We start from the raw sequence: 20,866 nt of genomic DNA on the forward strand, positions 1-20,866 counted from the left end.
TCATTGTTTACTATCAACAATTAATTGTTTTATGAATCAAATAGTTGCGTTCTTTCATGATCACTTATATCAATTTTAAATACAAAAAAAACCCTTCTCATTATTAGATAATAAGAAGGGTCTAAATAATAAAATAGTCCGCTATTTCAAATAAAACATTAGTTAAACTCTAGCTCTATTTGAAATGCAAGTCCTATATAAATACAATCTTAGCAAGTAAAACAGCCGTCAATAGCAAAACAGGAATATTGAGATCAGAGAATTTACCCGCTACGACTTTGACAGCAGTATAGGTAATAAATCCGAGCGCGATACCGTCGGCGACAGAATAGGTCAATGGTGTGAATAGCAATACAACTACGACCGGCGCAGCTTCCGTTAAATCACTCCAATTGACATCTTTCAGCGTAGCCATCATCAATACGGCCACATAAAAGATAGCACCTGCTGTGGCATAGCCTGGAATCATACCAGCGAGTGGTGAAAAGAACAAGCTGAGTAAAAACAATACCCCAACCGTCACCGCCATCAGTCCAGTACGACCACCTGCAGCAATACCTGATACACTTTCAACAAAACTGGTCGTTGATGATGTACCCAGTAACGTACCTGCTACGGTCGCCGTCGAATCTGCTAGCAACGCTTTGCCCATATTCGGAATTTTACCATCTTTACCAATCAAACCAGCTTGAGTGGTCGTCGCAATAAGCGTACCTGCCGTATCGAATAAATCAACGAATAAGAAGGCAAAGATAACACTGATCATCCCCACATCGAACGCACCAGCAATATCAAGTTGCATCAACGTTGGGGCAATAGGTGGCGGTGCGGACATAATACCAGTGAACTGTGTATTACCCGTAATTAGACTGATAAGCGCCACCAGTAAAATACCAATTGTTACCGCGCCTGGTATTTTTTTATGGGACAGACCAACGATGACGATAAACCCTAATGCTGCCATCGCAGGTGAGAACGTGGTCATATCACCAAGTCCTACCAGCGTTGCATCATTATTGACAATAACACCTGCGGTTTGTAGAGCAATAAAGGCTAGAAATGCACCAATACCAGCGACAACACCTTGTTTGATACTGTCCGGAATAGAATTAATAATGATTTCACGGATTTTAAATAAACTTAACAGGATAAAAATACAACCGGACAAAAACACTGCACCAAGCGCGGTTTGCCACGCGTAGCCCATACCTAAAACCACGCCATAAGTAAAGAAGGCGTTGAGTCCCATGCCAGGCGCAAGTGCGACTGGCAAACGAGCATAAATTCCCATAATAAAGCAACCAATTGCGGCAGCAAGACAAGTAGCGACGAATACCGCGCCTTTGTCCATACCAGCATCGGCAAGCACGTTAGGGTTAACAAAAATGATGTAAGCCATCGTTAAAAACGTGGTTACACCCGCTAAAATCTCCGTTTTGATTGTGGTATTTTGACCATCGATACCAAAATATCGTTCAATTGCGTTCATAAGAGTCGCTTCCAAATTGCAGTAAGTAAATTATCATTATCAAACTGTATTGATAAGTGTCGCTTCCAAGTTGCGACGATCAATGCCGCTTTTAAATCAAACATAAAAAAGATACACCCAAATTGCGACGATAAATGACGCTTCCAAATTGCGACTGTAAATGACGCCTATAAACCACGGTTAAAGATGATGCTTCTAATCCTTTAGCCACACATGATTTGCCAAATATAAAATTAATATGAAATATTACAGCAACAAACCATAACATTTTAGTGAAATTATCTTATAACTTCAATTACTGAAATTCTTTCATAAGCAGAAGAATAAAAAATAGTTGACCATATGGACAATATTATAAAATCAATTCGCTGTCACCAAAAATTTTACAAAAAAACTGTCGATTATGTAATTAACACATTATTAATGATATTTATTCAGATTAGCAGTACACTAGTGGGTTGATAGGAAAGCGCCACTTCGATTGGCTATTATTAATTATCCATGAGTCCATTACATGCCTGAATCCTTAAACATTATCGACCTTATTACTCAAGCTAGCCTGTTGGTTCAGATCGTAATGGCCTTGCTGTTATTAGCTTCTTTGCTCAGTTGGGTCATTATTTTTCGCATGAGTGCACGTCTCGGTACCGCCAAAAACTTTGATCAACAGTTTGAAACTTGGTTTTGGTCGGGTGAGGATTTGGCTAAATTGTACCAAGGCATTCAAGGCTCGCCTGAGCGCCAAGGACTTGAGCAGATTTTTTATGTCGGATTTTCTGAATACTTAAGAATGCATAAAAAACGCCAACCAAAGGATGACATTATTGATGGCGTTGAGCGTAAATTACGGGTGGGACTTGGTCGTCAACAGCAGCTTTTAGAGTCAGGACTCACGACACTTGCCAGTATTGGCTCGGTTGCACCTTATGTCGGTCTATTTGGTACGGTATGGGGTATTATGAACGCATTCTTGGGACTGTCACAAACTGAGCAAGCTACCTTAGCCACTGTCGCCCCTGGTATTGCCGAAGCATTAATTGCAACCGCTATGGGTTTGTTTGCGGCTATTCCTGCGGTACTGGCTTATAACCACTTTACAGCCAAATCCAGTCGCCTATACGACTCACGCGCGTTATTCTGCGATGAGATGACCGGTATGCTACAACGCGAAACCAGTATTGAAAATCTGCAATCTAGCACTCAAGTCAATCAAAGCACTCAGGTAGCTGGTCTATGAAACAAAGTCCCTATCGCCGTGAGAAAAAAGCGCTCAATGCGGAGATGAACGTTGTTCCTTATATCGACGTGATGTTGGTGCTGCTAGTGATATTTATGGTCACAGCGCCGATGCTGATTACTGGTGTCGATGTCGATTTGCCAAAAGAGCAAACGAATACCATGAGTCAAAGCCAGCTGCCAGTGATTGTGTCTTTAACCGATAATGGCGAGATTTTTATCAGTTATGAAGACAATGTTGACTTACCTGTTAGTGAGCCAGAACTGATTGATACCCTCTCTAACCTGCAAAGCAGAAGCAGTGATGCCGGTGCTCAGCCGGTACAAGTCATGATTAATGCTGACCAAAACAATCAATATGGCGCTATCATGACGCTTATGGCGACCTTGCAACAAGCCGGTATCCAAAAGGTCGGGCTATTAACAGGTGCTCCTCTGCCTACCCCTTCATTGTAATAAATTACATGTTTAATTTAGCTTGTCATAATAAAGTAGATAATCTGATGAAATTCTCTATTGAGTGTCGCCTTCTTGATTGCCACGTTCTTGAGTATCAATTTTTTGAGTATAGATGTCATGCATAATGCTCCTGCCGTTTATGTACCGACTGAACCCGAAGGCAATGGGCTAACCTTGCCGACGCTCCTCAGTTTGCTCGCACATGGTCTAGTGATTGGAATACTTATTTACACCTATCAAAATATGGAAGTAGAAACTGCTGGCAGTATCGAGACTGTTATGGTCTCGCCTGAGCAATTGGCTGAGATGCAAGGTCAAATATTAGCCAATCGTGCAGCGGCAGCCAGTGCCATGCAAGCGGAAAGCGGCTCAAGTAGTTCAGCTACTTCAACAGAAGCTTTTGATAGTAGTATCCCGCCAAATCCTAGCCAATCAAACTCTCAGCAAGTACCTGTTTTTACGCGCTCTGATGATCCTGTTAGTCGCCCGATGCTGATGAGTGAAGAACAGCATCAGCGTCTGCTTGAGCAAAATCAAGAATACGAGCGTAATATGGCTGAGTGGGCAGCACAGTTAGATGAGTCTGTATTAGAAGAACATGACCAAATCGATAAAGAAAAAAGACAGCAGCTGATTGAAGAGCAAAAAAAGCTTGGGGATTTTCGTAATAAACAAAATAATCCTCCTAAGATTAAACGCCCCACTGCGACGGATCGAAATATAGAAATTAATACAGGTGGCTCTGGTAGTGCCGGTCAAAATCTTAGCTTATCAGATGACGGGCAATCGACGCTATCTGGCGACATGACAACTTCAAGCACCTCTAAAGGTAATAGTCGTTCAGCATCAAGTGGTGCTCGCGGTGCAAGTAACAGCGAAATCATTAACCTAATCAAGCGTAATTACAATCCACCGATAGCAGCGAAAGGCTCAACTCAGCGAGCTACGCTAACGATCACTGTTAATGCTAGCGGTAATATCGTCAACGTTACGGCTTCTGGACCTGATAGCGCTGTGAATGAAGCTGCCAAACTAGCCGTTCTGAATACCGGTAGCTTACCAATCGATGCCGATGACCCCAAATACCCCACTTTTACTATACAGTTTAAAGGTAGCAATTAATCAGTTGCTCAATCCTTATATTATTGATAACGTTACTTTAAGCGACTTGCGCAGTCAGCCATATTGCCTTACCTTAATACCCAACTTACTGCTTATAAAAAATAATTATTACCTCAATTTAGGAGTTCGACTTGGTCATGCGTACCCATAAAAAACTATGCTTTTCTTTACTTGCTTGCAGCTCAAGCCTACTTATCGCTCCTAGTGTATTTGCGGCGCCGGTCGTTTTAGACTTAGATTACGAGATTCCAGTCCAACAAAGCCAAGTGGCATTTGTGTCCTTTGCTGGCGACTCTGTTTTATCGCCTATTATTTTCAATGATTTGAACAAAACCGAACTAAAAGTCACCAACCAAAATTTACCACAACAGCCACGCAGTAGTAGCGAGCTGGCAGGTACATTACCGGTTTGGCAAAGTATGGGCATTCCTTACCTTGTGGTCGGTAGCACTCGCAGTAATCGCGGTAAAGTTGTGACTGATTATGAAGTCATTGAAGTGAAAACTGGTCGCGTGATAGAAGGCAAGCAAACCTTAACGGCTGAGAACAATAAAGAAAGCATGCGTTACGCCGGTCACGTCATCGCTGATAAAGTATATGAGCTGATTACAGGTATTCCAGGTGACTTCTCAGGGCGTATTGCCTATATCGAAGAAATTGGTGTTGGTAAAGAAAAAGTATCGCGCTTAAAGGTAATGGATGCTGACGGTGAAAATGCCAAAACCATTACTGAAGTGGCAGGTTCTATCTTCTCACCAGCATGGTCACCCGATGGTAACCGTATCGCTTATTCGGTACAACGTGATAAATCGTATCCTGTTATCTATGTACAAAGTGTGAGCGGTGGCGGAGCGACACCATTAACGCCCTTCCCTGGTAGTAATTTAAGTCCCTCATTTTCACCAGATGGCAGCAAAATACTATTCTCAAGTAGCTTTGAGGGCAGCGCTGATATTTATGAGATGAGCGCTAGTGGCGGTCAACCAAGAAAACTTACTAACTGGCCAAGCAGTGAAGTACAACCAAGCTATGCGCCTGATGGCAAATCCTTTGTGTTCGTCAGTGACCGCGCAGGATTTAACAAACCACAGATTTATCGTTATGAGTTTGGCTCAGGACGTACGACCAATGTATCCAAGGGTGGCTATGCAACGAGTCCGCAATTTAGTAGTGATGGCTCACAGATTGCATTTTTAAGTGGTCGTTCAGCCGCCATTATGAATAGCGGCGGTGCTGTCACTACCAATTTGGGAAATACCGGTATCGACGAAGCACCGAGCTTTTCGCCCAACGGTAAGCGCGTTGTCTATGCCTCAAAACAAGGTGGAAAAGGGGTACTAACCATTAAATCATTGAACGGTGGCGAATCATTCGGTAAATCTGGGCAAGGCATCATTCGCTCACCCGTATGGTCAGCCAGTCCAAAGTAGCTAAATGACTTTTACCTCATAGAACACCAATCTTTTAAAAGACCAATCTCTTAAAGCATCAACCATAAAAAAGCGTCCGATAATTTGGGCGCTTTTTTATGGCTTAAAGGATAGCAGTTATTTAAAATGATTAGCAAACATCACTCTCTTCGCTTTAATGATTCTCTTGTATCACTCGCTTGGATCATTTAATCGGATCATTCACTTGGATCATTCACTTGGATCATAACCTGGCGGATTAGCATGTCTCAGCTTTGCCACATCTTCGGCAGTGACCGTATCGGTGAAACCATTTAAATCGCTGACAACGTACTGAGTAACCGCAGCCATCTGCTCATCATTCATCATCATGTGAAATGATGGCATACCGCGAAAGCCATTAATCAAAATATCAATAATGTAGTATTTTGACTGCATTTTACTATTGTTTGCCAGTGGTGGATAGTAGCCCGCCCCCTGCGCACCTTCGCCTTTATGCATGTGACAGCCTGCACATGAGTCATGATAAAGCTTTTTGCCATCCGTAGTCACAAAAGCATTGGTGCCTTCAAACTTCGCTTCCCACTCAGTAATACTTGGATCATTTTCCATACTGGGTAATGAGCTGTCATCAACCACATTGATAGCTGGCGCTTTTAGCTCCTCACGACTCATATAGACACCACCCCAACTGCCCGTGTTTCGACTTGCTTGGTAGTCAGGAGCTTGTGCTGCATCGTGTTTGCTAGCCACAGTCTCTGCATCATCTGCTTGTTGACTACAGCCGAATAGTGCCGTACTGCCTATCATACTCAGCACTATAACCGTCAGTATTTTAGGGGTCATGTTTTTCATGGTTATTTTTTTCATGACTGTTGTTTTCACGATTAGATTGTCCATGATAGCCTCTGAATTTATTATCGTTATCCATAATACTTAAGCATGATTAACCTAGCATTTTTGCTTTTTTATGCAGGCGCTTAGCCGCATCCATGCCAGATAAAATAGCCCCTTCCTGCCATGCTGGAATATGCGAGCAATGCTCGCCTGTCAGCACAATACGATTATCTATACTGCATAAGTTATCATAATGCTGCTCACGGCTAGACTCGCTCCAAATACCATAGCAGCCAAGCGTCCACGGGATACGGTGCCAAACCACTGAAGTACCGGCACGGAATTCTTTTGGATATTGTGGATGAATGTATTTTCCGTAAGCAAGTGCCACATTAATACGCTCTTGCGGGGTCAATGTATTAAACTTATATGACGTTGCACCAAAGCCATAAGCGCCTAACAGCACACCCGTCCCTGTTTTAAACATATTTTCTGACGGATAAGAAATCTGGGTAATAGGCATATCGGTATAGGTTAAGCCGCCATAAATCCACTCATCTTCTTCCCAAAATCTGCGATTAAACTCTAAACCGACTTTATAAGACGTATCATAGGGTACGGCTGCCATGGCTTGTTTCATGGGTTTTGAGACGTTGATATCGAGCTGCGTCAGTACCGTCAATGGAATATTACAGATACACCAATCAGCACGAATGGTTTTGGTCGCGCCATCTGGACTATTACTGTCTACATAGTCGACCGTCACACCCGTTTCATCTTGATGAATCTTAGTAACTTTAGCATTAAATTCAATCATATCACGGCACTCACGCGTGAATGCATCACCGATTTTACCCATTCCACCGACCGGCTGAAACATCGTTGGTTGATGGACATAGACATTATGGTTGCTATAAATATCTGCCCACATACCTGAGTTTAATAATTCCTTCATCGGTAAAACTTTTGAGGGCTTTTCATTGGGCATTAATCCGCCACCCGGTAGCACACTATAGCCGCGATGTTTACTGGTTTCATGACTGGTTCTATAACGATAGTCTTTATCTAGCACACCCCAGCCCTTTAGACCTTCGAGCAGCTTCTCTTTGTCTTCGCTGTTTACTGAGCGATCAAGACTACCAACGTTCACTGCTTTTGATAATAGCTCTGATACATGACCTTGGATATCGTTCTTTACATCACCCAAACGCTGCGGTACGCCACCAAAATGGTCAGTACGATGTAGGTAAGCGCGATCATTGGTTTGGATAAATGGTTGCAACTCAACACCGAACTGTTTGCAATAATGGAATACCGCGTAGTGATGGCTTGGCAAACGCCATGGTCCACCATTAAAGTAATTGCCTTCCTCAAAATCACAAGTGACCTCTTCGCCACCAAGCTCGGTATATTTATCGCCACTGTTCAGCGTCCAGCTACGACCGCCACCACGATTTTGAAACTCGAGTACTTTGACATCGTAACCGGCTTTACGCAGCTCATACGCTGCTGTTAGTCCACCAAGACCGGCTCCCAAGATGACAATGCTAGCGCCAGCAGGGGCGCCCTTTAAATCCATGGTTTCTTTAAAGCTCGACTCTGAGGCAAATCCCAAGGTAGTCATTGCCTGATACATCGCAGTCGCACCTGCTGTTTTACCAATCATCGAGAGCAGTTGACGCCGCGTGGGTGATTGAAGCATGTCTTTCATAATAATGTCCTTAAAGTAGACGTTGGTGCATGACAGTAGGCGCTCGTTTTATTAATAATTAATTACGGTATTAATCTACTTAGCTTAATTTTGCATCTATTTGCCAAATAGTAGCGCGCTACCTTGCTGCCCTTAATCCTTGTCTGATAATAAGACGATAAATTTGTTTATAACATTCTAATATTTATTACTAGGCTGTCTGATTTAATATAAGCATTCAAATTAACGACGACGCTTAGAACGTATGATTGCTCGAACAATAAATATAATGACCGCAATAGCCACGATAATGCCTAATATGGCAAGCAAGCCAGCATACTTAATTAAAAAAGGTCTATCATCACCAGCAGTTGCTATACGATCGACATCCGCTGCACTCACGTCACTGCTAGCAAGACCACCAAAGCTCACACGTACATAATTAGCAATGCTAGCAATCTGTTCATTATCTAGTTGATCAGAAAATGACGGCATAATAGGTGAGGTGTTGGTACTACCTACTACCCCATGAAGAATGATGTTGACTAGCGCATCAGGCTTATCGCGGCGGATACTACTGAGACCGACGATAGGAGAGTATTGAGCATCGGGTTGACCATAGCCATCTACACCGTGACAGCTACCACAAGTTGCCAGATATAAGGCTTCTGGTGAATTACTACCTTTACTGACCGCAGTTTTTGCTTGCGCCAAATAATCTTTTTGGGCAAGTAAGTCATGGGTGATAGAGTCGTTAACGCGGGTTGGTAAACGCGAGACATCGACGGCAGAGACCTTATCATCCGTTTGGATGGCAGGTACTGCTTTTAGATAAGAGGCAATCGCACTCAAATCTTCATTTTTTAGATATTGGGTACTGTGCGCGACAGCTTCACCCATCGGACCGCCAGCAAAAGCACGCTGATCGAGCTCACCGGTACGTAGATAAGTGATAATATCTTGCTCACTCCAGCTACCAATACCACTCGACTCGTCCGGTGTAATGTTTGGCGCGTGCCAATTACCAAGCTGAGCGCCCGATAAATACATTTTTTTATCAAAACCCATCGTACTATTGCGCGGTGTATGACAAGTACCACAATGCTCTAGATTATTGACAAGATACTCACCACGTTGCTGCGTTTCATTGAGACCATCACGCTTTTCGCTAGAAGGAACGTTTAAAAAGTTCCAACCAAGCATGAGCGCACGAATATTAAACGGAAATGGCAAGTCAGTTTTTTGCTTGGGTGCTTCGTCGACTACTGGTACCGTTTGCAGATACGCAAATAACGCACTGATATCTTCCTCTTTCATACCGCTATAGGAAGGATACGGCATGGCAGGATATAACATATGGCTTGGCGCACGCCCTTTTTGCAAAGCATTTTTTAAATCATTCTCGGTATATTTACCGATACCGTAACGCTTAGACGGGGTAATATTGGTGGAATAGATCTCTCCCATCGGCGTTTCAATCGCTGTACCGCCTGTATAGCTTTCACCATGGCATGCCATGCAGTCAGCAGCACGGGCGATATAAGCGCCTCGGTTGACAAGCTCGCTATTGGCTGGACTTATATTAGGTAAGCTAGCATTGGGTAAGCTGGCATTAACAAGGTCAGCACCTTCAGCCATCGCGGCGCTGGAGGTAATACCAATGACGAGCATCGATAGCATCACAGAAAGTGGCTTCATAATATCCTCATATAGCTGGCACCTAGGGTTTTTTATACTAGGGTGTTTTAATAATTGATGGCGCATGACATTCAATATTTATCCAAACTTTCATGATTATTTTTTACCATCTAATTTATAGACCACTAGAACATCTGGTAAATGGTCAGTAAAAATAAAATAGTTGCTGTTGTTAAAGTTATAGAAGTTATAAATAGTTACTAGAGAATGTCTGCTCACCTCACTAATGTAAGACTATTTCGCCTCTATTACTTAAATAGTAACTCATTGCCCTCATTTTTTTACAAAACTTAAAGAACGTGTTTATGGATATTATTTTTTGGCAAATTAATATATATTTTTATATTATAATGATAAGTAATTAAAAAAATCTTTAAAAAACAACCACTAAAGAAATATAAATCCGCTATTTATCTTTTGATACAGATATATAGGTATAGATAAATCTTGAAAATTTAGCTTATTGCTTATGATTCAGAGTTTTAACCGTACATAATAGATACATAGGCTTAAAGCATAATGTCTTCTAGGCTTAGCATCATATTTACATTGCTATGAAACAAGCGCTTGCACAACAGCCTATTTTGTTTATGATAGGCGCTGTTTTAACATCGCCGATTCCTTCTTGAGATACCACTATGAAGTCGTTAACCTTGCTCCATTTATTTGCCGCCGTTCTATTTATGACAGGTTGCCAATCGTTTCAATTTGTTGAAAGCCCAATTCCTGTCAAAAACGCGCCTGTCAAAAATACTCCTGTCAAAAACAGTATGGTTAAAACTACCCCTGCGACGACCATTCCTGTTCAAAGTAGCGCTCAATAAATAGCGCTCAATAAAATAAGCACAGCAAAAAAAAGTAGATATCGGTTTGATATCTACTTTTTTTTAATACATGACTGTCAATAATTCAGTTCGAACCAGTTTTAGCTTTCTGAAGATGCTGGTCCATGCTGAGGTTGATGCTTAATGATGGTTTTAGCCAAGTGATCACCAAACCAAATAGCAGTATCGATATCTCCCGCTCCTGGGGTTTCTTCAGGTGGCCCATCGAGCGACTGGGTCATCAAGCCCAAAAAGCTTGATAAGCGGTTTAAGTCATGTGGCTCATGACCCGTTGGTCTCAGCGGCAACCCAATCCAGTTCATCCCGTGTTGCATGGTATACAAACAAATCTGCTGAAGTACGGCAAGCTTATCACCGCTAAGCCCACCTGAGTTCGCAAAACCTGCCGCCCACTTGCCTTCCCATTTACCGTGATACCAACGCTTTGATGTCGCGTCCATAAAAATTTTAAAGGCTGCCGTCACACTACCCATATATACCGCACTACCAAAAACCAATAGATCTGCTTGATCCAAAAAATCCCAATCGACATCATTCACATCGACAGCTTTGGCCTGTGCTGCTGGTAATTGCTGACGAGCGCCTGTCACTATTGCTTCAGCCACACGTTTGGTATGGCCATAATTACTATGGTAGACGACGGCCATTGATAAAGTAGCAGGGTTATCATCATGAGGTGATACTATAGACGGTGTGACAGATGTATTCATACAAACTCTAATAATGGCTATAAATAATGGAATAAAAAACAAGAGAACTTATCAGACTCGTGAGCCCTAATAGTAAAACAATACGTTTATTATGATGCAGTTACTATTTTTCAGCTATCACGCTTCAGTTGCTAGCTTCAGTTATTAGCTTCAGTTGTTATATGAAAGCACTGCGCGTAATAATCAATGCCATCCGCCCTGTTGCAGGCTGCTGCAAATGAGTCTGACGTCGATAAGAATAATAACGGTCATCAGCATAGCTACAAGGTATCGATGACGAATTACATACTGTAATTCCTACTGCCTGTAATTGATCGGCAGCAAGCTTTGGTAAGTTTATCTTAATTTTTTCTGAGTCGACTTTAGCATAACTTGATAGTTTATCAACTGTGTTATGTAAACTTTGCCTATTGGTATTGGTATTGGTATTGGTATCAACTTCAGTAACAGAATGAATAGCAGCATGGCTATAGTTATGGCTATGATGACAAATATTAGAAGTCATCACATAACATTCATCAAAATGATTGATGCACTCAATCGTCAATGCTTGATTTTCGATGCAACCTGCCAATAACTTATCTCGAACATCGCTACTCACTTCGTAATTTTCTTGACTGATACAAACCCCTATCCAAGCCATAATCTGCCCGCTGTCACTAAAACGTCCAGCTGTTGCCTTAATAACGCCACACGCCAGCCCTTGCCAGCCAGCATGAATAGCTGCCATTTTCCCCGTTGCTTGTTGATATAAAACAATCGGTACACAATCGGCTGTCATTATCGCAAGTCCTACATTAACTTGCTGACTAATCATTGCATCAGCAGCCATTGGCGCCATGCTCAGCGCTGTCGCATCGATATCATGAATTTGTTTACCATGAACTTGATTGACCCAGTGCAAGCTTTTGATAGGCACACCGTTAAGAGGCAAGGTGTTAATAGATGAGTCTTGTGGCGCTACTAATTGCTCATTAACCGCCGTGAGCAAACGCATCCGATTGGTCAATACTGTTTCTGCATCGTCATTGACATGCAGGCCTAGATTCAGCTCACCATAACTTGCTTGCCCTAATTGACACATTTGCTGATTTTTTTTAGACATATCAGCAGCAATGCTTGAAAAAGCGGCCGTTTGAAAAATAGCCACGTCATCTAGCTGCGCGAGTAATGTTATAGGAAGCTTATTAGTCATGGTCTATTCATCATAGCTTAGTCATCACTTATCTTTTATCGCGGCTTATTTAGTAACTTTTTAGTAACTTTTCTAATATCCTTTATACGCTACTTTTTCTTCAGGATCATAGCCGTCATTTAACACGGCAATCAATTTTTCCATATCTTCAGGGATAGGCGTCGTTACCTCCATATCTTCACCGGTCGTTGGATGAACAAAACCCAACGTATGAGCATGTAATGCTTGGCGTGGAAAATTGCTAATCGCTTGACGTTGTGCTTCTGTCAGACCTGATCGCAGTTGACGACGACCACCATAAACGCGATCACCTACTATCGGATAGGTAATATGACTCAAATGTACCCGAATCTGGTGAGTACGCCCAGTCTCAAGACCCACATCCAATAAACAGTAATTGCCATTGAGCGCGGTCACATTTAATAAGTGCGTGACGGCTTCGCGCCCTGCCGTCATCACCGTCATTTTGGTACGTTGATTACGATGGCGACCAATCGGTGCATCGATAAGGCGATGGCGCAGTAAACTTGCTTGATCTCCTGCCACCACACACTGATAATGGCGATAGACCGACTTGTCTTTTAGCTGTTCCATCAATGCCAGTTGCGCAGGCTTGGTCTTGCCAATCAACAATAGCCCTGAGGTGTCTTTATCAATCCGGTGTACCAATCCTGCACGCGGTAGATGGTGCTGCTGAGGATAGTGATAGAGTAGCGCATTGACCAAGGTGCCGGTTTGATTACCCGCGCCAGGATGTACCACCATGCCGACAGGTTTATTGATAACCAATACATCGTCATCTTCATAGACCACGTCGATGTCGATATTTTCTGGCTGATCTTCACTATGCTGCTGCAATGTCGTCGATAAATACAAGACATCACCTGCTTTAACACGGATTTTTGGTTTTTGTACACTACCGTTATACAGTAAGCTGCCGTCAATAACCCAGCCTTGTAGCTGGGCACGCGAAAAATCTGTAAATATTTTTGATGCCAATTTATCAATACGTAAACCTGCTTCGTTTTCTATAACCGTATGCGTGACATCAATAATAACGGGTAACGCCTGCCCCGCTACTGACGCTTCATCATCGCCGTGCTCATCTTCATCATCATCAAGTTCTTCATCCAGCTCTTTGTCAAGGTCGTCATCTAACGCTTCATCGTTGGATAAGCTATCCTCATAGCTATGCTCATCAACCTCTGTCTGATTATCGTCAGGTAACTCACTAGTATTTAAAACGTCATTTGGCATTGGTGACTCTTGTGTTGATAGATCAATATCTGGCGATTGAGTCGCTGGTAATTTGGTAGTCATAGCATTATTATTCATAGCGGATTCATATAGGGCAAAGCCCATAACATTGTTTTGTCAGAAGACTTCATAAGAAAACAGGGTGGCGCTTACTGACCATTAAAAACTATTAAAAATAGTTAGGGTCAAAAAATCGGCAGTAATATCGCCATAGTGTAACATGCTGAGCGTTTAAGCCCTATAGAAGCTGCGTGTTATCTGGTATTTTATGATGCTCGTTTGAGCTTCTACAAGCTGCTATTAACTCTCTAAAATATAACATTGCTGTAATTTACTGTATATTTGTCGATGTCAGCGATATTGGATATCGCTCGTTACAGCGGCTCATGCTAAACTACCGAGCGCAACAGTAATACGCAAAGCGCTTGAAGCTCGTAGCAGATTTAAATTGCCTGTTATTAAAAATACCAGTTATTTGAAGTATCAGTTCGTAATAAAAAATAGTAATAAAAAAGTGCTGCATAATAAAAATAAACAACATATGAGCGGCTTAACTACAAAATAGATAACGAAAAAATAGACGAAGCAAATGTTATTCTATAAAGTAAGCCATGTTTTGCTGTATGCTATTGCACAGTATTATTGTCGGACTTTATTACTATCGAACTGTTTTTATTGTAAGCACCCTATTAAAGTTTGTGGTTTGATTGATTTAATAGATGCATTATCTCATTAAGCTTTTTTAATAATGATAATGGGTATGCTTAGTGATTGGCATACTTAGATTAATAACAGACCATTATTGATGCCTTGTGCATCGTTTTTTATCCTCAATCTAATATTATAGTATGATAGCGCCGCTGCTATTATACGTCTTGTGTCGGAGAAGAAGTATGCAAGCTGTTGGCAATACGTTTATCAAACTGTCCTCAATCACCTTACTGGCCCTAAGTATCAACTTAGTAGGTTGTCAAACGTTTAAAAACCTGACCGGTGGTAAAGACGTGGATGCGGTTGAAACTGCTGAGAAGTCAGAGCAAGGCTATTATAACAACGCCATTGCCCAGATTGATAAAGGTCGCTATACCCAAGCGGTTGAAGACTTGACCAATCTGCGTACCTTTTACCCAACCGGACAATATGCTGAACAGTCGTTGCTCGATATGATGTACGCACAATATGCCAGTGGTAAATACGAAACCGCTGCTGCCAGTGCTGAGCAATTTATTCGTCTATACCCTTCTAATCCGCAAGTCAGCTATGCCTACTATGTACGCGGTGTGGCCAACATGCAAGGCTCGTCTGAAGGTTTAAAACTGTTTAAGCTCAATCAAGCTGAACGCGATACTGCTTATTTGCGTATTGCCTTTGCAAACTTCCAAGAGCTTATCAATAAGTATCCAAACAGCCCTTATGCGCCAGATGCAGCTCAGCGCATGACCTTTATTTACAATCAGTTTGCTGAAAGTGAAATGACCGCCGCCAATTGGTATATTGAACGTGAAGCTTATGTCGCTGCTGTGAACCGTGCCAAATGGGTATTTCAATACTATCCATTAAGTGAATCTGTGCCAGATGCGATTGCCGTCCTTGCTTATAGTCATGAAAAATTGGGTCTGAACGATTTGGCAAAAGAGTATAAGACACTATTGCAGATTAACTATCCAAACTTACTCACTGCTGATGGGCGCGTCAAGCTCAACACCAAACGTGAGCGTAATTTACTCAACAAATTGACCTTTGGGCAATTGAGCCGTTTCAACAAGGACACCTCCGTTGTTGAAGGCAATTACAACGGCGCGACCAAAACCCAAGTTATTCGTAATGCCAGTCAATTAAGACTGCCTAGCGATAATGCCGCGCCTGCTACTAGTGCACCGCTAAATACTTCACCAGTGCGCTCTAATGGTATCAATGTGGGTTTAGGTCTACCTGAAGCGTCAACTGAACGCGTCACTAGCCAATCAAGCGTCGGCGATACCGCGAGAGAAGCTAATGTCGATCCACAAAGAACCAATCCAATACGCCGCACTACCTTGCCTGTTAAAGGTATTAATATAGCGCCTGCGAATGTCGATGGCGTAGATATGACTGATGAATAACGACTTGGGACTGCTTTAGTTTTGAGACGACTTATCTAAGTGAGATAATAGCGCTTCTCTTTTTTTAAGCAGCCTGATGCACATCATCAAAAAATAAGGTCAACGATACGGTTGGCCTTATTTTTTCTGTTTTTATTTATTATTACTGTTATATTTTTTCTTCTGTCTCATTGTCTATGCCCAATATAATCGTCCTATGGTAAACTGTTTTTTACATGAGTATCCCAAACCATATTCTCGAACAATTAAATAGCCAAGCTGACTTAATCAGTATCATTGGGCGTCATACCACGCTTAAACGTGCTGGTAGTGAGTATAAAGGCTGCTGCCCTTTCCATGGCGAAAAGTCGCCATCTTTTTATGTCAATCCACAAAAAAACATCTACCACTGCTTTGGCTGTAGTGTCGGTGGCAACGCCATTAGTTTTTTGCGTGATTATGAAAACTTAACGTTTATTGAAGCCGTCAATGAGCTATCTAAGCAAACGGGCATTGAGGTACCAAAAGAAGAGCAACAAAACGTTAGTTATCAGCGTATTGCGCCCAAACCAATTGCACCACAGCCAGTGGCTAACCCAGCTGTCAGAGCTAAAAGCCCAACGCAAACCATTAATACCCATTCTATTGATTCTGTTTCGGATACTCAGCAACAAAGTCAGAGCGATTATAACAACGATAACAGTTACGACAACTATCCGCCGCTAGATGCTTACGATCCAGTACCCTATTCTACTGATTCTTACGGTTCCGATTATCAAAGTGATGATAACTACCCACCTGCGTGGTTGACAGCCAGCGATGACAGCACACAAGTTCAGGATATAAGCGGTACTGCTGATAAAGACGGCAACTTATATGAGCTGTTAGAACAGATACAGCAGTTTTATCAGCACAATCTCAGCATCCACCCTCATGCCAAGCATTATTTTTTATCGCGTGGTATTAGCGATGAAATCTTTGAAACCTTTGGCTTGGGCTATGCACCCTTTGGTTGGCAGCATCTTGAGCATCAGTTTCCGCAAGATATTGAAGGTCTAAAAGCGCTTGGCTTAGTAAGGCGCTCAGAGTCTGGACGCGATTATGACTTGCTCCGTGATCGCGTCATTTTCCCGATTCGAGACAATCAAGGGCGCACGATTGGCTTTGGCGGTCGAGCGCTGGATGATGAGGTCAAGCCGAAGTATATCAATTCGTCCGACTCGCCGGTTTTTCATAAGCAGCATGTCCTATACGGCTATTACGAATCACGCCAACAGCGTGCAAATGACTGGCTGGTGGTCGAAGGCTATATGGATGTTATTGCCCTTTATCAAGCGGGTATTTATGGTGCCATTGCTTCCATGGGCACGGCGATTAATGAAGCTCAGATATCACGGCTTTTAACGCTAAATCCTACCCTAACATTGAGTTTTGATGGTGATAGTGCTGGACAAAAAGCGGCTTGGCGCACCCTTGAAGTGGCTCTGCCCGTGCTGGCGGACGATAAAGAATTGCGGTTTTTGACCCTCCCCAATAATCATGACCCTGATACCTTTATCAAAAGTCAGGGCGGCGATGCCATGCGTGAGCAAATCGCTAATGCTATGCCGCTGTCACAGTATATTTTTGCTTATTTAAGCGAGCGTCATGACTTAACCTTGGTAGAAGGTAAAGCCAAACTGATGTCGCAAGTGCGTGCCTTGACCACTGCATTACCTAAGGGTAGTAGCTTTCGTTACCTGCTCAATAATGACATTTACCAAAAGCTTGGTGGTAAGCGTAGCCAAAATATTGAGGCCAAAGATGCGCTGCTAGATTTCGATGGCGAGATGACCATCAGTCAGCAGTTGCAGCTGTGTTTTTTATTCCAGCCGCGCGCATTGATTGATGATCCTATTGAGTCGATTTGGCAGCAAGCCGGTATTCATGAGTTACACCTACCTGCTCATATCAAACAAAAAGCAACTGCCGATATACTGCGCCCACTCGCTTGGGAAGACTTACAAGATAGCGCTTTGCTCGATATCGTCAGCACCATCAAACGCTGTCTCAATTATCTGCCTAAAGATGCCAACGCGGCGGCGCACTTTATCTTATCTAATGTTAAGCCCATGACCCAAGAGATACTTAGCCGAGATTGGGGCAGTTTTTATAAAGCCTTGACCACACGTAATATCTTGAGCCTTGATGGTTTAGTCGAAGGATTGGTCAGTCAACTGATCGAACGTCATATGAAGAAGAAAATACAAGATTTGGTTAAGAACCCCGATAATATAAAATTGGCCATTGTCCGTAAGCAATCACAGTTGTTAAATGATTGGTTACGCGCGCAGCAAGCAGAGCAATCCGCACAAATGGCGACGGTTAAATCTTAATATTTACACTTGGCTTTTATTTATCAAGAAGCGACCCTTTAAAAGCATGGCGGTTGCCCCCACTATTAATGATTATGCCCAGTAGTCAAAGCCGACCTTAAACCAACCTTAAAAGAGTGTCAAACATTCAACTGATAGTAAATAATCAGTAAAAAATGGTCGGTAGATATCACTACCTCGTGCTTGATTACACTGGTCTGTGTTAAACTGTGTCGCTATATATTTATAGCACTGCCTGATGGATGGCGATAAGCCTGCATCGTTGAGCACTATTTTAGGTACAAGTTTTAATTATTGTTTTTAGACAGTATTTTGAAGTCTTTTTAGACTGACCAATTTTTAGCGGTTTTTTAGCATTGTTATTGTAGTATTTTGAGCCTTTATTCATATCCACTCATTTTTGATATTATTGACAACCTCTACGCCACTATTTGATGAATCGATTGATTGTATCAACGCACCGAGCGAGCGATAGTAAGTCACAATATAAAAATGTCCGATACAAGTAAGCGAGTATTTATGAACGATAAGTCAGTTTCTAAGTCCACCTCTCAACTGGCCACCTTAATCCAAATGGGTAAAGAGCAAGGGTATTTAACCTATGCTGAGGTGAATGACCAACTCCCCGACTCTATCACTGAAAGTGATCAGATCGAAGATATCGTACAAATGCTAACGGACGTTGGCATTAAAATTTTTGAATCTGCGCCAGACGCTGATGACATCTTGATGAACGATGAGTCAAGCGATGATGAATCAGCAGCCGATGAAGCAGCAGCAGTATTAGCAGCGGTTGAGACTGATCCGGGTCGTACCACTGACCCTGTGCGTATGTATATGCGCGAAATGGGTACAGTCGATCTACTGACTCGTGAAGGCGAGATTGTCATTGCCAAACGTATCGAAGAAGGTATTCGTGATGTGCAGCATGCCATGTCTTACTGGCCGGGTACCGTACAGTTCGTCCTTGACGAGTATCAGAAAGTACAAGATGGCGACAAAAAACTCTCTGATGTCATCACCGGTTTCTTAGATCCTGAAACCGAAGCAGACAAAATCGCTGCCCAAGAAGCAAAAGAGGCGGCGAAAGAAGAGCGCGAGCGCATCAAAGAAGAAAAAGAAAATCCGCCTGTTATCAAAGCCAAAGTAAAAGCGGCGCGCGATGATGATGACGAGGACGAAGAAGAAGTTGAAGAAGAAGCCGAAGAAGAAACCACCGGTATCGATCCAGAAGAAGTACGCTTGCGTCTAGAAGAGATCGAAAATCTATTCATCAAAGCCAAGCAAGCCTTGCTTGATTATGGTCGTGGTAGCACAGAAGCAGACGAAGCCTATGAGCAACTTGCTGTACGCTTTATGATGCTAAAGCTGAACAATCGCTTATCAGATCAAGTGATGGCGATTATGCACGATGTTTATGACGATGTGCGTAAGCAAGAGCGTCAAATCATGCGTTTGGTCATTCGTCGTGGTCGTATGCCGCGTGAAGAATTCCGTAAAACCTTTCCTAGTAATGAAACCAACGTCGATTGGCTCATTGAGCGTATTAAAGGCAAGCCTGCATTTGCTGCCACACTAGAGAAGGTCACCGACGACGTTATTTTATTACAACGTAAAATTCTGGATTACGAGCAGCAGCTCGATATGAAAATCCACGATATGAAAGATGTGGCGCGCCGTATGGCTATCGGTGAAGCAAAGGCTCGCCGTGCCAAAAAAGAAATGGTCGAAGCCAACCTACGTCTGGTTATCTCTATTGCGAAAAAATATACTAACCGTGGTCTACAGTTCTTGGATCTTATTCAAGAAGGTAACATCGGTCTGATGAAAGCGGTTGATAAATTTGAATATCGCCGTGGTTATAAGTTCTCAACCTATGCCACATGGTGGATTCGTCAGGCAATTACCCGCTCTATCGCTGACCAAGCGCGCACCATCCGTATCCCTGTACATATGATTGAGACGATTAATAAAATCAACCGTGTCTCACGTCAATTGCTACAAGAAATGGGACGCGAGCCAACGCCTGAGGAATTAGGCGAACGCTTAGAGATGGACGAAGCAAAAGTCCGTAAAGTGCTCAAAATTGCCAAAGAGCCTATCTCTATGGAGACGCCTATCGGTGATGATGAAGACTCGCACCTAGGTGATTTCATCGAAGATGGTACAATTTCAAGCCCTGTCGACGATGCGACCGCTGCAGGTCTGCGTGAAGCAACTCGCGATGTGCTGAGCAACTTAACTGAGCGTGAAGCGCGCGTGTTAAAAATGCGCTTTGGTATTGATATGCCAACCGATCATACGCTAGAGGAAGTCGGTAAGCAGTTTGATGTGACGCGTGAGCGTATTCGTCAGATTGAGGCAAAAGCGCTACGCAAATTACGTCATCCTTCACGTTCTGAGCACCTACGCTCTTTCCTTGAAAATGACTAATTGTTTATAGAAGCAGTAGCTCTATCACGA

15 protein-coding genes are annotated in these 20,866 nt (G+C 42.7%); 8 read left to right on the top strand and 7 right to left on the bottom strand.

Annotated elements, in window-relative coordinates; translation table 11 throughout:
• Positions 1-193: 193 nt before the first annotated feature.
• On the bottom strand, positions 194-1,489 hold the full coding sequence (locus WAZ74_RS11370; RefSeq protein ID WP_422308409.1) for an NCS2 family permease: 1,296 nt from the start codon (positions 1,487-1,489) through the stop codon (positions 194-196).
• A 514-nt stretch (positions 1,490-2,003) separates the two neighbouring features.
• Between WAZ74_RS11370 and tolQ the strand changes: the two genes are divergently transcribed.
• The 4 genes from tolQ to WAZ74_RS11390 all read left to right on the top strand — a co-directional run bounded on the left by tolQ (position 2,004) and on the right by WAZ74_RS11390 (position 5,736).
• Positions 2,004-2,726 carry a protein TolQ gene (gene tolQ, locus WAZ74_RS11375; protein ID WP_422308410.1) on the top strand — a complete coding sequence of 241 codons (723 nt, stop codon included), beginning with the start codon at positions 2,004-2,006 and terminating at the stop codon, positions 2,724-2,726.
• Entirely contained in the window at positions 2,723-3,181 is a 459-nt protein-coding gene (gene tolR, locus WAZ74_RS11380) for a protein TolR (protein ID WP_422308411.1), read from the top strand. Before tolQ ends, tolR begins: the two co-directional genes overlap by 4 nt.
• Before the next feature lie 120 nt (positions 3,182-3,301).
• Positions 3,302-4,306, top strand: coding sequence for an energy transducer TonB (locus tag WAZ74_RS11385; protein ID WP_422308412.1), 1,005 nt, complete (start codon positions 3,302-3,304; stop codon positions 4,304-4,306).
• Between the two features lie 137 nt (positions 4,307-4,443).
• Entirely contained in the window at positions 4,444-5,736 is a 1,293-nt protein-coding gene (locus WAZ74_RS11390; RefSeq protein WP_422308413.1) for a translocation protein TolB, read from the top strand.
• 210 nt (positions 5,737-5,946) lie between these two features.
• Here WAZ74_RS11390 and WAZ74_RS11395 read toward each other — a convergent pair whose 3' ends face one another.
• The 3 genes from WAZ74_RS11395 to WAZ74_RS11405 form a co-directional block, all read right to left on the bottom strand.
• Positions 5,947-6,570 carry a c-type cytochrome gene (locus WAZ74_RS11395; RefSeq protein ID WP_422308518.1) on the bottom strand — a complete coding sequence of 208 codons (624 nt, stop codon included), beginning with the start codon at positions 6,568-6,570 and terminating at the stop codon, positions 5,947-5,949.
• Positions 6,571-6,661: 91 nt separating this feature from the next.
• Positions 6,662-8,263, bottom strand: coding sequence for a flavin monoamine oxidase family protein (locus tag WAZ74_RS11400; RefSeq protein WP_422308414.1), 1,602 nt, complete (start codon positions 8,261-8,263; stop codon positions 6,662-6,664).
• A gap of 222 nt (positions 8,264-8,485) precedes the next feature.
• Positions 8,486-9,940 (bottom strand): c-type cytochrome, encoded by a 1,455-nt coding sequence (locus WAZ74_RS11405; RefSeq protein ID WP_422308415.1) that lies wholly within the window; start codon positions 9,938-9,940, stop codon positions 8,486-8,488.
• A 638-nt stretch (positions 9,941-10,578) separates the two neighbouring features.
• Between WAZ74_RS11405 and WAZ74_RS11410 the strand changes: the two genes are divergently transcribed.
• On the top strand, positions 10,579-10,764 hold the full coding sequence (locus WAZ74_RS11410; RefSeq protein WP_422308416.1) for a hypothetical protein: 186 nt from the start codon (positions 10,579-10,581) through the stop codon (positions 10,762-10,764).
• Between the two features lie 101 nt (positions 10,765-10,865).
• Here WAZ74_RS11410 and WAZ74_RS11415 read toward each other — a convergent pair whose 3' ends face one another.
• The 3 genes from WAZ74_RS11415 to WAZ74_RS11425 all read right to left on the bottom strand — a co-directional run bounded on the left by WAZ74_RS11415 (position 10,866) and on the right by WAZ74_RS11425 (position 14,010).
• Positions 10,866-11,495: a flavodoxin family protein gene (locus WAZ74_RS11415; protein ID WP_422308417.1), complete on the bottom strand. Its 630-nt coding sequence runs from the start codon at positions 11,493-11,495 to the stop codon at positions 10,866-10,868.
• 157 nt (positions 11,496-11,652) lie between these two features.
• Positions 11,653-12,690, bottom strand: a complete 1,038-nt coding sequence (locus tag WAZ74_RS11420; RefSeq protein WP_422308418.1) for a polyphenol oxidase family protein — start codon at positions 12,688-12,690, stop codon at positions 11,653-11,655.
• A gap of 72 nt (positions 12,691-12,762) precedes the next feature.
• The gene (locus WAZ74_RS11425; RefSeq protein WP_422308519.1) at positions 12,763-14,010 is read right to left on the bottom strand and encodes an RluA family pseudouridine synthase; all 1,248 of its coding nucleotides are present in this window, start codon (positions 14,008-14,010) and stop codon (positions 12,763-12,765) included.
• Positions 14,011-14,840: 830 nt separating this feature from the next.
• Between WAZ74_RS11425 and WAZ74_RS11430 the strand changes: the two genes are divergently transcribed.
• The 3 genes from WAZ74_RS11430 (at position 14,841) to rpoD (ending at position 20,836) form a co-directional block, all read left to right on the top strand.
• Positions 14,841-16,049: an outer membrane protein assembly factor BamD gene (locus WAZ74_RS11430; RefSeq protein WP_422308419.1), complete on the top strand. Its 1,209-nt coding sequence runs from the start codon at positions 14,841-14,843 to the stop codon at positions 16,047-16,049.
• 215 nt (positions 16,050-16,264) lie between these two features.
• Entirely contained in the window at positions 16,265-18,403 is a 2,139-nt protein-coding gene (locus WAZ74_RS11435) for a DNA primase (protein ID WP_422308420.1), read from the top strand.
• A 519-nt stretch (positions 18,404-18,922) separates the two neighbouring features.
• The gene (gene rpoD, locus WAZ74_RS11440) at positions 18,923-20,836 is read left to right on the top strand and encodes an RNA polymerase sigma factor RpoD (protein ID WP_422308421.1); all 1,914 of its coding nucleotides are present in this window, start codon (positions 18,923-18,925) and stop codon (positions 20,834-20,836) included.
• Positions 20,837-20,866: the final 30 nt, after the last annotated feature.

This window comes from Psychrobacter sp. (assembly GCF_049295055.1).
Classification (GTDB): domain Bacteria; phylum Pseudomonadota; class Gammaproteobacteria; order Pseudomonadales; family Moraxellaceae; genus Psychrobacter.

Bases quoted from the DNA above. Each gene is read 5' to 3' on its own strand.
- WAZ74_RS11415 (WP_422308417.1), bottom strand. From the start codon at position 11,495: ATGAATACATCTGTCACACCGTCTATAGTATCACCTCATGATGATAAC.
- WAZ74_RS11395 (WP_422308518.1), bottom strand. From the start codon at position 6,570: ATGAAAAACATGACCCCTAAAATACTGACGGTTATAGTGCTGAGTATG.
- WAZ74_RS11405 (WP_422308415.1), bottom strand. From the start codon at position 9,940: ATGAAGCCACTTTCTGTGATGCTATCGATGCTCGTCATTGGTATTACC.
- WAZ74_RS11385 (WP_422308412.1), top strand. From the start codon at position 3,302: ATGCATAATGCTCCTGCCGTTTATGTACCGACTGAACCCGAAGGCAAT.
- WAZ74_RS11435 (WP_422308420.1), top strand. From the start codon at position 16,265: ATGAGTATCCCAAACCATATTCTCGAACAATTAAATAGCCAAGCTGAC.
- WAZ74_RS11370 (WP_422308409.1), bottom strand. From the start codon at position 1,489: ATGAACGCAATTGAACGATATTTTGGTATCGATGGTCAAAATACCACA.
- tolQ (WP_422308410.1), top strand. From the start codon at position 2,004: ATGCCTGAATCCTTAAACATTATCGACCTTATTACTCAAGCTAGCCTG.
- rpoD (WP_422308421.1), top strand. From the start codon at position 18,923: ATGAACGATAAGTCAGTTTCTAAGTCCACCTCTCAACTGGCCACCTTA.
- WAZ74_RS11430 (WP_422308419.1), top strand. From the start codon at position 14,841: ATGCAAGCTGTTGGCAATACGTTTATCAAACTGTCCTCAATCACCTTA.
- WAZ74_RS11410 (WP_422308416.1), top strand. From the start codon at position 10,579: ATGAAGTCGTTAACCTTGCTCCATTTATTTGCCGCCGTTCTATTTATG.
- WAZ74_RS11420 (WP_422308418.1), bottom strand. From the start codon at position 12,690: ATGACTAATAAGCTTCCTATAACATTACTCGCGCAGCTAGATGACGTG.
- tolR (WP_422308411.1), top strand. From the start codon at position 2,723: ATGAAACAAAGTCCCTATCGCCGTGAGAAAAAAGCGCTCAATGCGGAG.
- WAZ74_RS11425 (WP_422308519.1), bottom strand. From the start codon at position 14,010: ATGACTACCAAATTACCAGCGACTCAATCGCCAGATATTGATCTATCA.
- WAZ74_RS11400 (WP_422308414.1), bottom strand. From the start codon at position 8,263: ATGAAAGACATGCTTCAATCACCCACGCGGCGTCAACTGCTCTCGATG.
- WAZ74_RS11390 (WP_422308413.1), top strand. From the start codon at position 4,444: ATGCGTACCCATAAAAAACTATGCTTTTCTTTACTTGCTTGCAGCTCA.